We start from the raw sequence: 11542 nt of genomic DNA, 5'->3' as shown, positions 1-11542 counted from the left end.
CCGGGGGGACCGGCCCGCGGGCCGCATGCCCGCGACTCTCAGCGCAGCGGGTCGTAGGGCGCCAGGTCGAACCCCGGGTCGACCTGGCGGGCCAACCGCGCCGCGACCGAACCCGCGTACGGGCCCATGGTCAGACCGGACGCCCCCAGCCCGTTGGCCACGACCAAACCGGCGACCTGCGGGACCGCGCCGAGCAGCGGCCGGATGTCGGGTCCCATCGGGCGGAACCCGATGCGGGTCTCCACGTGGGTGGCACCGGCCAGTCCTGGCGCCACCGACAGCGCTTCACCGAGCACCTCCGCCATCCCGGCGGCGGTCAGCCGGTGGTCGAAGCCGGCGTCGTCCTCGCGGGTCGCGCCGACCACGACCCGCGAGTCGTCGAAGGCCAGGAGGTAGTGCCGCGACCGCGGCAGCACGACCGGCCAGTTCGCGGTGTCCACGCCCGGCAGCCGCAGGTGCGTGATCTGCCCGCGCTGCGGCACGACCCGCACCTGGACGCCGATCGGTTCCAGCAGCTGCGGCGACCAAGCACCGGATGCCGCGATCACGGCATCCGCCTCGACGAACACGTCGTCGACCCGCACCCCGCGGACCGCGCTGTCGGCGACGATCGCGGCCGTGCCGTTGATGAGCCGAGCCCCGTGCTGGGCTGCGGCGCGACGCATCGCATCGCGGACCGACCGACCGTCCAGGCGCGCTGCGCCGGGGATGTGGATCGCCGGGCCGTCGTGCTCGAGCGGCGGGAAGAGCTCGCGGGCACGGCTCGCGCTGATCAGCTCCACCTCGCCGGCCATCGGGGACTTCGCGGCGCGCTCGGCCACGAGCCGGAACGCCTCCTCCGATTCGTCCGCCGCGACCAGCCGCAACGAGCCGACCCGGCGGTAGCCGAGCTCGGTCTCCCCGTCGGCTTCCAACGCCGCCAGCAGCTCCTGGTAGTACTCCGCCCCGGCGACCGCGAACCGGTACCACTCGGGATCGTCCACTCTGGACGACCAGGGGCAGATGATCCCGGCACCGGCGGACGTCGCACGACCCGGGTTCGACGAGTCCACCAGGACCACGTCCACCCCGGCCCTGGCCAACTCGTAACCGGCTGCCGCACCGACGATGCCGCTGCCGACGACCACCACTCGCATCTCGCGCTCCTCCAGGTTCGACCGACTTCTCACCGCACACCGGCCATGCGCCGCTGCACCCACGGCGTCATCAGGTGCATGACCACTCCCGCCACCATCACCGCCGCCCCGACCCCGGCGAAGTACCCGACTTCGGTCTCCGCGCGGTAGAACTGCACCAGCTGGGCGTTGATGCCCTGCGCCGCGGCGGAAGCCAGGAACCACAAGCTCATCATCTGCGCCAGGAAAGCACGCGGGGCGAGCTTGGTGGTGGCCGACAACCCCACCGGCGACAGGCACATCGATCCGCAGATCACCACGAAGTAGCTCGCGACGAGCCACCACGGACTGGCCGGCGCATCCACGCCGTGGAGCAGACCGGGCCCGGCCATCAGCACGAACGACGCCCCGCCGAGCAGCAGCCCGGTGGCGAACTTGCGCGGCGTCGCGGGCTGCCGGTCCCCCAGCTTGATCCACAGCCAGGCGAAGGTGGGGGCCAGCAGGAGCGTGGCGATCGGGTTCAGCGACTGGAACCACGAGGACGGCACCGCGAACCCGAAGATCTCCAGGTCGGTCCGGGTGTCGGCGAACTGCGCCAGCACCGAGCCGGACTGCTGGTTGACCACCCAGTAGCACACCGCGCCGATGAACAGCGGGATGTAGGCGATCAACCGGGACCGCTCCACGGCATCGGTGTGCGGGCTGCGCAGCATCATGATCAGGTACGCCACCGGCAGCACCACCGCGAGGACCGTCACGGCGTTGATCAGCGCTTGGACGGTCAAAGCCCCGGCGACGCCGAGCACCACGAGAACCACCACCAGCACGGCGGTGCCCGCGGCTGCGCGCATCGCCACCTGGCGCCGCTCACCGGACCGCAGCGGATTGGTCGGCGCGTCCCCGGACTGCCCGAGCCGGCTCCGCCCCCGTGCGTACACCACCAGCCCCGCCGCCATTCCGATGGCCGCGAGGACGAACCCGAGGTGGTAGTCGACCTGCTGCCCGAGCGTGCCCACCAGGTACGGCGCGATGAAGGCACCCAGGTTGATGCCCATGTAGAACAGGGAGAACCCGGCATCGCGGCGGTTGTCGGTCGGCGAGTACAGCTCCCCCACCATGCTGGACACGTTCGGCTTCAGCAGTCCGGTGCCGACCACGATCAGCAGCATCGACACCAGCAGCGCTGGTAATCCGCCGGGTAGCGCCAGCGCGATGTGACCGCACATGATCAGGACGCCGCCCAGCAGGACCGCGCGGCGCATGCCCAGCAACCGGTCGGCCACCCAGCCCCCGAGGACGCCGGATATGAACACCAGGGCGCCGTAGATCGACACCAGCGCCGAGGAGGTCTGCTTCTCCAGCCCGAGCCCGCCGTCGGAGGTCTGGTCGTACAGGTAGTACAGCAGGATCGCGGACATCCCGTAGTAGGAGAACCGCTCCCACATCTCCAGGAAGAACAACGTGGCCAGCCCGCGGGGGTGGCCGAAGAACCCTCTGTCGCTAGGGGAAACCTTCGTCTGTTCGCTCATGACCGCCTCTCGGTGGATGGCGCGTACCGGCAGGGGATCGTCGGCCGTCCGGTGCCGGACGGCCGACGATCTCGGGTGGTCGTTACGGGACCGGACGCGGGTTCGACGTCCCGACGCGGGAAGCTTCGGCGTCGCGGACGATCTCGCCGGCGTCGTGCGCGAGGACGAAGCCCTGCTGGAGGTTCCTGTTCGTCACGCTGCGCACCGCCCGCACGTAGGCGTCGTGGGTCGGGTACAGCGAAGCGAGCTTCTCCGCGGTGAAGGGCCGGTGCGATCCGTACAGGCGGCAGAGCTCCTGCCCGGAGTTCTCGCCGTCGTTGGTCGCGGTCGGCGCGTCCACTTCGGACAGCCGGATGCCGCCGAACGCGAGTCCGTTCTCATCGCGCGGGATCACGTTGCCGGTCGGGGTGGGTGTCGTCCGGATCGGCTGCGCGGTGGGTGGCTGCTGGTCGTGGCGAACCCAGTTGACGAGGTGCTGGTACCCGGCGTTGAGCACGCTCTTCACCTCGACGTGGCTCAGCGGCTGCCGGTCGCATGCGAACGAGAAGGGCTTCAGGCCGTCGCGCGCGGCGGTCAGCATGCGGTCCATCATGAACCAGTAGTCGACGTGCGATGCACCGGCGATCTCCCACGTCCGGAGAACCCCGGAATCCGGCTGCTCCGGCGTCCGGTTCAGGACGGCCTCGGTCTCGGTGCTGATCCGCATCAGCTTCGCGGGGATGTCGGTCCGGAACGGGCCGCCGCTGCCCACGAAGAGCATGAAGCCGTCGTACACCTGGGCCAGCGGCTGGATCGAGTTGTAGTACAGCGCCAGCCGCGACGCCGACTGCGACTGGCCGACGGCCAGCACGGTGGCCGGTCGAAGTCCGCCGAGGACGGCGGGGTTCGTCCGAACGGCCTGTCCGGCTTGGGAGAAGATGTCGTAGGACAGCGAGTCGTCGGTGATCGTGCCACCCGCGGTGACGTCGAGCGCGCCGTAGCGGCCCGGGCTCCACGCGGTCAGGCCGTAGGGCGGTTCCTGCACGCCGACGCGTTGCGCCGACACCCCCACGTAGGCGTAGCCCTCGCGCGTCAGGTAGTCGCGGGATTCCTGCCAGTGCACGTCGAGGTTGTAGCCCGAGGTCACGTTGACCCATTCGACGATCACGGTGCCGTTGAACTTCGCGGGGTCCTCCGGGCGCCGGACGATCATCCTGGTCTGGTACGGGTTCCCGGTGGACAGCGCGACGCCGTCGGCCATCGGCGGCGTGTCGTAGCGCGTCGCGTTCCCGCCGAAGAAGTACTCCTCCTCGACGTATCCGCGCCGGGACAGGTCGAAGCCGGGTTCCGCGGCCAGCTGGGGGTAGTTGTGCGTGAGGTCGGTCCCGGGTGGCATCGCCGCCGGGATCGGCCCCGTGACGGTCGGCACCGGAACTTGCGCCGCCGCCAGGGCTCCACCATCCGTGGTCGACGGTGCCTGCTCCGCCGCAGGAGCCGCGGGCGGCTCGGCGGCCGAGGCCATCGTGGACAGGAGCGTGGCAGCGGTCAGGGCGCCCAGAACCGCAACGGGAAGCGACCTGCGCTTGGTCTTGGGAAGGAATCTCTTCATGGAACCCTCAGTTCTTCCGCGGGTGTCGAGTTCTGTCCGATCAGGTGGTGTCGGTGACCTGTTCCGACCTGGCGAAATCAGCTAGTCGAGCACTCGGCCCCTGGTCTCCGGGAGCAGCCAGACGAACAGGACGGTCAGCGCTGTGCAGACGAGCAGGACCACGACGATGGCGCTGCCCAGACCGATGCCGTCCGACGCCCAGCCGATCAGGGCCGGGCTGAACGCCGCGACGCCGCGGCCGACGTTGTAGGTGATCCCGGCCCCGGTCCCGCGCACCCGTGCCGGGAACAGTTCGGTGAACAGCGCGCCCTTGCCCGATGCCTGCGCCGAGATGAAGAACCCGACCACGGCTGCGAGCAGCAGGTTGTACCAGAGCGCCTGGACGGGGACGGCCATGAACAGGAAGCCGAAGACCGCCGTGCCCAGGTAGAAGAGCGTGAACGCCCAGCGCCGTCCGATCCGGTCGTGCACGTGCCCGCCGAGCACGTAGCCGAGCCAGTTGCCGACGATCATGAACCAGATGTAGAGCGCCGTGCTGCTCACGCTCAGGCCGCGTTCTTCCTTCAAGTAGAGGGGGATCCAGGTCTGCAGGGCGTAGGTGCTGGCCAGTCCGGTGGCGCCGAAGAGGGTGCCCAGCACGGTGTACTTGCGCAGTCCCGGCGCGAACAGCTCGCCGAACGCGCCCTTCTGCCGCGGTTCGCGCCGCACCCGGACCGTCGGCACATCGCGCAGGTTCCGCCGGATCAGCAGGGCCACCACCGCCGGCAGGATGCCGACGGCGAACATCACCCGCCAGGCGAGGGTTTCGGGCAGCCACGCGTGGCTGAGCACGTAGGCGAGGTTGGCCACGCCCCAGCCGACCGCCCACGCCGACTGGATCCAGGCCAGCGCTCGGCCCCGCCGCTCCGGCGCGGCGTACTCGGCCATCAGCGCCGCGCCCACCGGCCACTCGGCGCCGAAGAAGAACCCTTCGAGGGTGCGCCAGATCAGCAGCTGCTCGAAGTTCTGCGCGGTCGCGGTCAGGCCGGTGAACAGGGCGTAGGCGGCGATGACCAGGACCAGCACCTGGACCCGGCCGAACCGGTCGGCCAGGCGTCCGCCGACCACGCCGCCCACTGCCGAGGCGATGAGCGCGCTGGAGGTGGCCAGACCGCCCTGGGCGGTGGTCAGGCCGAGCGTGGCGATGATGCCGCTGAGCGCCAGCGGGAACATCTGGTTGGTGAAGCCGTCCAGGCCCCAACCCGACCAGGTCGCCCAGGTCACGCGGCGGACCAGGGATCTGTCCGGAGGTGCGGATACGGTCGGTGCTGTCGTCATGCCTGCGCTCCAATCGGTGCCAGGAGTCAGTCGGCCGAGGTGAATCCGTGGTGCTCGCGTGCCGCTCGTTCGGTGATGCGACCGTTGCGCAGGTCCTCGCGCACCTGCTCCGGCGAGCGCTGCGCGGGGTCGCCGTAGCCGCCGCTGCCCGGGCTTTCCACCCGGAGCACGTCGCCTTCCCGCAGCTGGACCCCGGAGATCCGGCCGCCCGGCAGTTGGCGTTCATCGGCGCGGCCGGGGTTGATGACGAACCGCCCGGGGCTGCCGTCCTGACCGCCCTGCAGGCCCCACGGGCGGGACGCCTGGCGGTCGGCGTGCGCGGAGAACTCCGCGTGGTCGCAGCGGATCCGCACGTCCCGGCGGACGCCGAGGCCGCCGCGGTGGGTGCCCGCGCCGCCGGAGTCGGGGATCAGCTCGTAGGTGTCGACCAGCAGCGGGTACTCCTGCTCCAGCGCCTCGATCGGCAGGTTCGAGGAGTTGGTGATGTGCACCTGGACGGCGTCCATGCCGTCCTTGCCGGTCCGGGCGCCGCCACCACCGGCCACCACCTCCGGGTAGACGAAGAACTCGCCGTCGTGCTCCCCGGAGAACGTCACGTACGTGACGGTGCTGTGGCTGGCCGCGGGCACGCGTTCCGGTACCGCCTCGGCCAGCGCGCCCAGCACGACGTCGGCGACCCGCTGGCAGGTGTCGGTGCGGGCGGTGACCGGCGCGGGCTCGATCGGGTTGACGATGCTGCCGTGCGGCGCGCTGATCCCGACGGCGTCGAAGAACCCGCCGTTGGGCGGGATCCCCGGGTCCAGCACCGCTTTCAAGGCGTAGTAGACGGTGGCTTCCAGCGCCGGGCGCACCACGTTGATGCCGACCGGGCTCTGCGGTCCGGTGCCGTCGAAGTCCAGCGACACCCGGTCGCCGGCGATGGTGATGGCCACCACGATCTCGGTGGCGGGCCCGTCGCTGGGGTCCATGCGATCGCGGAACCGGTAGGTGCCGTCCGGGACTTCGAGCAGCGCCGCCGACAGCCGTTTCCGGGAGTGCTCCAGCAGGTGCGCGGTCGCAGCGCGGACGGTCTCGCGGCCGTGGCGCTGGTGCACCTCGCGCAGCCGCCGCTCCCCCACCTCCACCGACGCGAGCTGGGCGAGCATGTCACCGCGCCGTTCCTGCGGCAGTCGCGAGTTGAGCTCGACGAACGCCAGCGGTGCCTGCTCGACCCCGGCGTCGGTGGCGAACTTGACCAGCGGGATCCGCAGGCCTTCCTGGAACAGCGAGTTCGAGTCGCCCGCGTTGCTGCCCGGCACCCGGCCGCCGATGTCGGAGTGGTGCGCGATGTTGGCGCTGTAGCCGAGGAGCTCACCACCGTCGAAGACCGGCTTGACCATCGTGATGTCCGGCAGGTGGGTGCCGCCGCCGTGGTAGGGGTCGTTGGTGATGAACACGTCGCCGGGCCGCGCGGTCAGCGCGGAGGCTTCCAGCGAGTCGATCAGGCCGGTCATCGATCCCATGTGGATCGGCATGTTCTCGGCCTGAGCGACCAGCTTGCCGTGCTCGTCGAACAGCGCGGTGGAGCAGTCCGAGCGCTCCTTGATGTTCGTCGAGTAGCTGGCCCGGCGCAGCACCGCGCCCATCTCCTCCGCGATGGTCACCAGGGACGCGCCGATGACCTGCACGGTGATCGGATCGGGAGTGCTCATCACTGCTCCAGTTCGATGATCAGGTTGCCGCAGCGGTCGACGCGCGCGGTGGACGACGGGGGGATGACCGTGGTGGTGTCGAGCTGTTCGACGATGGCGGGGCCGGGCAGCACGGTGCCCGCGCGCAGACCCGACCGGTCGTAGACGGGGGTGTCGAGCTCGCCCGTGTCGTCGAAGTCCACCGGTCGGTGCCCGAGCAGCGCGCCGGAGGGGTCGGTTCCCCCTTCGACGGCGGGAAGTTCGGGTTTGTCCACCACTGCCGCCGGGGTCAGCTGCACCTCCACGATCTGCACCCGGGCGTCGTGGTGGGCGAAGCCGTAGCTCTTGGTGTGCTGGTCGTGGAAGGCGGCGGTGAGCTCGGCGAGCGCGGCGGCGTCGAACCTCGCCGCGTCGATCACCTGCTGCGGCAAGGTCACGGAGAGCTCGAAGTTCTGCCTGGCGTAGCGCATCCTGGCCACACCGGTGATCGTCGTGTCCACATCGGAGGGTGCTTCGGCGGCGAGCCAGTCCGCGGCGGCGCCGTGCACCTCGTGCAGCGCTTCGTTGAGCTTGTCCAGGTCGCTGTCGGCGACGTCGGCCAGCACCGCTTTGGCGAACTCGGTGCGGATGTCGGTGACGAGCAGGCCGAGCGCGCACAGCGTTCCCGGGTTCGGCGGTACGAGCACGGTGCTCATGCCGACCTCGCGCGCGACCTCGACGGCGTGCAGCGGTCCGGCGCCGCCGAAGGCGACCAGCACGTAGTCGCGCGGGTCCTCACCGGCCTCCACCGAGACCTTGCGCACCGCACCGGCCATGTTGACCGCCGCGATCCGGCCGATGCCGCGTGCCGCCGCTGCCCGGTCGGTGCCCATCGCGGTGGCGATGCGGTCCACCGCCCGCGCCGCCGCCGGGTGGTCGACGGCGAGCGCGCCACCGAGGATGTGCTCCGGGTTCAGCCGTCCGCGCAGGACGTTGGCGTCGGTGACGGTGGGTTCGACCCCGCCGCGGCCGTAGGCGGCGGGTCCGGGCTGGGATCCGGCGCTGCTGGGGCCGACTTCCAGCGCCCCACCGGTGTCGACCCGGGCGATGCTGCCGCCGCCGGCACCGACGGTGTGGATGTCCAGCGACGGGGTGCGCACCGGGCGGTCGTTGATGCGCCGCTGCGCGGACACCAGCGCTCGACCGTCCCGCACAAGGCACACGTCGGTGCTGGTGCCGCCCATGTCGAAGGTGATCAGGTCGCCGAAGCCCGCCTGGCCGGCCACCTGCGACGCGGCGACCACGCCAGCCGACGGCCCGGACAGCAGCGTCGTGACCGGGTAGCGGCCGACCGATGCCAACGACATCATGCCGCCGCTGGAACCGATCACCTTGGGTTCGACCGGCACGCCGGTGGAGCGGATCCGCTCGGCCAGCCGCGACATGTAGCGGTTGATCCGCGGGCCGACGTAGGCGTTGACCACGGTGGTGGAGAACCGCTCGAACTCGCGGAAGACCGGTGCGATCTCGGCGGAGGCGCACACGTAGACCGAGGGCAGCGCCGCGCGCAGCCGTTCCGCCACCTCCAGCTCGTGGTGGGCGTTGCGGTAGCTGTGCAAGAAGCACACCGCGACGGCCTCGGGTTCATCGGCTCGCACCCGGTCGATCACCGCGGCGAGGTCGTCGGCGTCGAGCGGTTCGAGCACCTTGCCCTCGGCCGACATCCGCTCCACCACCGGGTGCACTTGGGACCGCGGCACCAGAGGTGGCGCCTTGTCGGCGTCCAGGTCGTAGAGGTCGGGGCGCTGCTGGCGGCCGATCTCCACGATGTCGCGCAGACCTGCGGTGGTGACCAGGGCGGTGCGGGCGCCGTTGGATTCCAGCACGGTGTTGGTGGCCACGGTGGTGCCGTGGCCGAGGTAGCCGACTTCTGCCGGGTCGGCACCGGCCAGGCGCAGCACCGCGCGGACGCCGTCGGCGACGGCGATCGACTGGTCGTCGGTGGTGGACGGCAGCTTGTGGACGTGGAACAGGCCGGTGGACGTGTCCAGCGCGGTCACGTCGGTGAACGTGCCGCCGACGTCGATACCGATGCGCAGCATGGCATTCCCCAAGGGTCGTTCGAGCGAGCGGTGTGGCCGTCCCGGACCGGGACGGCGGACGAGGTGCCGCGCTGCACCAGGGCTGCGCGGGTAGCTAGGAGGAGGGGCCGGTCCGCCTCAGCGGAGGCGGGACAGCGACAAGTGGTCGATCGGCACGTCGGTGCGACCGGTGCGCAGCAGTTCCGCGGCCGCCCTGGCGAACACGGGTGCCAACTTGAAGCCGTGACCGGAGAAGCCGCCCATCACCAGCACGTTCGGCCGGTCCGGGTCGCGGCCGATGATGCCGTGGTTGTCCGCGGTGTAGCCCTCCATGAAGGTCCGCACCGCGGCGGGGCGCGACGGCAGTCCGCGCAGGCAGCTCGACACCGCCGCGGACACCCTGGCGACGTAGTCCGGAGCCACCTCCGGATCCAGCAGGTCCGGGTCGTCCACTGTGGACTTCGGAACGTGCAGGTTGACCTTCACCCCGCCGCCGACGTCCGGGAAGAAGGAGAAGGTGTTCTCCCCGCCGCTGCGCCGGATTCCCACCGGGAAGTGCGCGGGTCCCCAGCCCTCGGCGGTCTCGAACCAGCACAGCACGGCGCGCCGGATCTCGACCTCGCGAGCGAGCATCGGCACGCTCCGGGTGATCCACGGCCCGGTGCACACGACCGCCTGGTCGAACTCCGCGACCTGGATCTCGTCACCGCGGCGGAAGTGCACGGCGACGCCGTCGCCGTGGTCGACGACGTCCTCGACGGTGGTGCCGGTGTGCAGCTGCGCTCCGGCTTTCTCGGCGAGCAGGGTCGTTTCGGCGATCGCGCGTTGCGGGTGCAGCAGGCCGCCTTGGCGGTCGAGCAGCACGACGTCGTCCGGGAAGAGGCGGTGCTGCGGGAACCGGCGAGCGGCTTCCCGGTGGTCGAGCCGCTCGACGTCGAGGCCCCACTGCTCGGTCACGTCGACCACGGTGCGCACGTCGGCGTCCTCGGCAGATCCGATGGTCATCGCACCGCAGGGCTCGAAGAGCGGGACACCCGCGCGGGCGCTGAGCTCCTGCCACGCCGCGCGCGCTTCCCGCAGCAGCGGGACGTAATCACCGCCCTCCTTGTACGCGACGCGGAAGATGCGCGTCTCACCACCGGCCGCACCGCGTTCGTGGCCGATGCCGAACTGCTCGAAGCCGGTCACCGCGAGGCCGTCGGCGGCGAGCCGGTGCAGCAGCTGGCTGCCCATCGTGCCCACTCCGATCACTGCGACGCTCGACTGCTGAACTGGTTTCATCACGGTCTCCGCAGGAGGTCGGGAACCCTTGGCTCCACTAGCCCAGGAACGTAGCATTCACTTCGTGGAGGCACAATGGACAACGTGAACACTTCGCGAACCGAGTCGCTGGGGCAGCGCATCCGAAACCGGGTGGGCGGGCTCGCGAGCGGCGAACGAGCGGTGGCCGACTACCTGCAACGCCATCCCGAGGAGGCGGCGATCTCCTCGGCCGCCAAGCTCGGGGAAGTCACCGGCACCAGCGATGCGACGGTCATCCGGACGGCGCGCAAGCTCGGCTTCGACGGGCTCAACGACCTCAAGCGCAGCCTCGTCGACCACCTGGCCCGCCGCCGCGACCCCGCGCAGGTCCTCGACCACCGGGTGCAGCGGCTGCACCCCGAGCACGGCGTGCTGCAACCCGTGATCGACGCCGGACTGGCCCTCCTCGGCGAGGTGCCCGCGCTCATCGACAGCGCCGACTGGTCGCACGCCGTCGCAGCGCTCAACGAGGCCGAGCACATCTGGACCTACGGAATCGGCCCCAGCGCCGCCATCGCCGACCACCTGGCGCTGGGCCTGCGACGCGCGGGTAAACCGGCGGATTCCTGGACCGCGACCGGATTCCGCCTCGCCGACGACCTGCTGCGCCTGCAACCCGGGCACGCGGTGGCCGTCATCGCACCGCTGCGGGTGTTCCGCGAGATCGGCATCGTCCTCGACCACGCGCACCGGATCGGCGCGCGCAGCGTGCTGCTGACCGAAGCCATCGACGAGGCCCGCGAAACCCGGGCTGGCACCGTGCTACCGCTGCCCGACTCCACCGAGGGCGCGGCGAACGAGCTCATCGCCCCGCTGACCATCGTGCACGCCCTCGTGCTGGAACTCGCCGCCGCCGAGCGCACCTCGGCGGTGCAGCAGTACCAGCGACTCAACGAACTGCGCACCGAGATCGCCGGCACGAACCTGGACATCAGCCACCTGCCCGAGCTGTGAACCCCTC

Annotated in this window: 8 protein-coding genes; 1 reads left to right on the top strand and 7 read right to left on the bottom strand. The window is 70.9% G+C overall.

The window, feature by feature from the left end:
* Window positions 1–38: 38 nt before the first annotated feature.
* The 7 genes from OU415_RS26545 to solA form a co-directional block, all read right to left on the bottom strand.
* Window positions 39–1136 carry an NAD(P)/FAD-dependent oxidoreductase gene (locus OU415_RS26545; protein WP_270951974.1) on the bottom strand — a complete coding sequence of 366 codons (1098 nt, stop codon included), beginning with the start codon at window positions 1134–1136 and terminating at the stop codon, window positions 39–41.
* Between the two features lie 29 nt (window positions 1137–1165).
* A complete protein-coding gene (locus OU415_RS26540; RefSeq protein WP_270951973.1) occupies window positions 1166–2644 on the bottom strand; it encodes a peptide MFS transporter in 1479 nt (492 codons plus the stop codon).
* An 82-nt stretch (window positions 2645–2726) separates the two neighbouring features.
* Window positions 2727–4232, bottom strand: a complete 1506-nt coding sequence (locus tag OU415_RS26535; protein WP_270951972.1) for an alpha/beta hydrolase domain-containing protein — start codon at window positions 4230–4232, stop codon at window positions 2727–2729.
* Window positions 4233–4313: 81 nt separating this feature from the next.
* Window positions 4314–5549, bottom strand: a complete 1236-nt coding sequence (locus tag OU415_RS26530; RefSeq protein ID WP_270951971.1) for an MFS transporter — start codon at window positions 5547–5549, stop codon at window positions 4314–4316.
* 26 nt (window positions 5550–5575) lie between these two features.
* A complete protein-coding gene (locus tag OU415_RS26525; protein WP_270951970.1) occupies window positions 5576–7240 on the bottom strand; it encodes a hydantoinase B/oxoprolinase family protein in 1665 nt (554 codons plus the stop codon).
* Window positions 7240–9300: a hydantoinase/oxoprolinase family protein gene (locus OU415_RS26520; protein WP_270951969.1), complete on the bottom strand. Its 2061-nt coding sequence runs from the start codon at window positions 9298–9300 to the stop codon at window positions 7240–7242. The genes OU415_RS26525 and OU415_RS26520 overlap by 1 nt, the downstream gene beginning before the upstream one ends.
* A 117-nt stretch (window positions 9301–9417) precedes the next feature.
* Entirely contained in the window at window positions 9418–10560 is a 1143-nt protein-coding gene (gene solA / locus OU415_RS26515; RefSeq protein WP_270951968.1) for an N-methyl-L-tryptophan oxidase, read from the bottom strand.
* 84 nt (window positions 10561–10644) lie between these two features.
* Between solA and OU415_RS26510 the strand changes: the two genes are divergently transcribed.
* Window positions 10645–11535, top strand: a complete 891-nt coding sequence (locus OU415_RS26510; protein WP_270951967.1) for a MurR/RpiR family transcriptional regulator — start codon at window positions 10645–10647, stop codon at window positions 11533–11535.
* The last annotated feature ends 7 nt before the right edge of the window (window positions 11536–11542 follow it).

Origin of the sequence: Saccharopolyspora oryzae (assembly GCF_027853915.1) — a bacterium.
Taxonomy (GTDB): Bacteria; Actinomycetota; Actinomycetes; order Mycobacteriales; family Pseudonocardiaceae; genus Saccharopolyspora; species Saccharopolyspora oryzae.
The sequence above is the reverse complement of the archived record's forward strand: the minus strand, read 5'-3'. Positions and strand labels throughout refer to the sequence as shown.

Bases quoted from the DNA above. Each gene is read 5' to 3' on its own strand.
- OU415_RS26545 (WP_270951974.1), bottom strand. From the start codon at position 1,136: ATGCGAGTGGTGGTCGTCGGCAGCGGCATCGTCGGTGCGGCAGCCGGT.
- OU415_RS26540 (WP_270951973.1), bottom strand. From the start codon at position 2,644: ATGAGCGAACAGACGAAGGTTTCCCCTAGCGACAGAGGGTTCTTCGGC.
- OU415_RS26535 (WP_270951972.1), bottom strand. From the start codon at position 4,232: ATGAAGAGATTCCTTCCCAAGACCAAGCGCAGGTCGCTTCCCGTTGCG.
- OU415_RS26530 (WP_270951971.1), bottom strand. From the start codon at position 5,549: ATGACGACAGCACCGACCGTATCCGCACCTCCGGACAGATCCCTGGTC.
- OU415_RS26525 (WP_270951970.1), bottom strand. From the start codon at position 7,240: ATGAGCACTCCCGATCCGATCACCGTGCAGGTCATCGGCGCGTCCCTG.
- OU415_RS26520 (WP_270951969.1), bottom strand. From the start codon at position 9,300: ATGCTGCGCATCGGTATCGACGTCGGCGGCACGTTCACCGACGTGACC.
- solA (WP_270951968.1), bottom strand. From the start codon at position 10,560: ATGAAACCAGTTCAGCAGTCGAGCGTCGCAGTGATCGGAGTGGGCACG.